Below are 1,494 nucleotides of genomic sequence, written 5' to 3' on the forward strand. Positions count from 1 at the left end.
ATTCTCGCCTCACCGAGCAACAAGGTCTTGTCGGTGATGTCGTGGGATTATCTGGAATTCGGCAACGTTCAAAATGCGGCGATCATCGGCATTCTCCAGACGGTCATACTGATGGCTGGAATTCTCGTCAGCCGGTTCCTGCTTCGTGTGAAACTTTCCCAAAGTGGCTGACGTACGGCCGCGTGAATATGGAGTGGTGACTTGGCTCAGCTAAGCGTTGAAGATCTCGTGGTTACCTATGGCAGCGTCACAGCCGTCAAGGATGTGAGCTTCGTGGTCGAGGACGGCGAATTTGTTTCGCTCCTTGGTCCAAGTGGCTGCGGGAAGACCACCACTCTGCGCTGCATAGCTGGCCTGGAGGCATCCTCGGGTGGAACGATCCGTATAGACGGGGAGATCGTTGCGGCCGATGGACGGGACGTGCCGCCAGAAAAACGTGACATCAATATGGTTTTCCAATCCTATGCGGTCTGGCCCCATATGACCGTTTACGAGAATGTTGCCTACGGTCTCAAGACCCGGCACGAACCAGCAGCAGTAATCGAGGCGAAAGTAAGCGAAGCCCTGAGGACTGTCGGCCTGACCGGATATTCGGATCGCTACGGGACCGAATTGAGCGGTGGCCAGCAGCAGCGCGTTGCACTTGCACGGGCGATTGTAACGTCCCCGAGACTTCTTTTGTTCGACGAGCCTCTGAGCAATCTGGATGCCGGATTGCGCGACCGTATGAGGTTTGAACTTGTGGAACTACAGCGACGGTTGGGCAAGACTTCGCTTTACGTCACCCACGATCAGTCCGAAGCGATGCTCATGAGCGACCGGATCATTCTCATGAAAGACGGGAAGATGGTCCAGTCCGGAACGCCGCGAGATCTCTATGATCGCCCGGCGAGCCGGTTTGCAGCAGAGTTCATCGGCAACGCCAACATTCTTGAAGGCACGGTCGCCGGAACGGCTGGTGGCAAACATGCGCTTGTCACCCTGACAGACGGCGTGACCATCGAGGGCCGCTTCTCATGGCCTGTTCAATCAACTGTGTTTGGGCTAGTTCTGGTCTGCATACGGGCGGAAAGCATCATACCGGTGACCAGCGGTTCAAATGCGGTCAACTGCTTCGAAGCGCACGTCAAATCGGTCAATTTCCTTGGAGCAGTCGTCAACTGCCGGCTCCAGATTGGCGGCGTTGCACTTCGCGCCGATTTGCCCGCGCGAAATCCTCCCGATGTCGGCCAGACAATTATGGTCCGCATCGACCCGGAGGCCGTGACTCTTATTTCGGAGCACTAGTTGACACAGCAAGTGCCTTATCCAACCAAAAGGGAATTCTCATGCGTATCGAAAGCGTCGAAAGTATCTTTATTGACAAGTATCTATTTGTCGAAATTCGCACGGACAATGGGCTTGTCGGCCTTGGTGAAGGTGGTGCCTGGGGTTTCCACGAGGCGACGGCCGGCGCCGTGCTCCGGTTCAAGGACTATCTGCTCGGTCAGGATC

The 1,494-nt window shown here is 55.8% G+C and carries 1 protein-coding gene; it reads left to right on the top strand.

Annotated features, from left to right (window positions below):
- Positions 1-201: 201 nt before the first annotated feature.
- Complete coding sequence (locus ACXJ5O_RS26715) at positions 202-1,287, top strand: ABC transporter ATP-binding protein (protein ID WP_457302546.1); 1,086 nt, start codon at positions 202-204, stop codon at positions 1,285-1,287.
- Positions 1,288-1,494 lie beyond the last annotated feature (207 nt).

The sequence above is a fragment of the Phyllobacterium sp. P5_D12 genome (assembly GCF_054049495.1).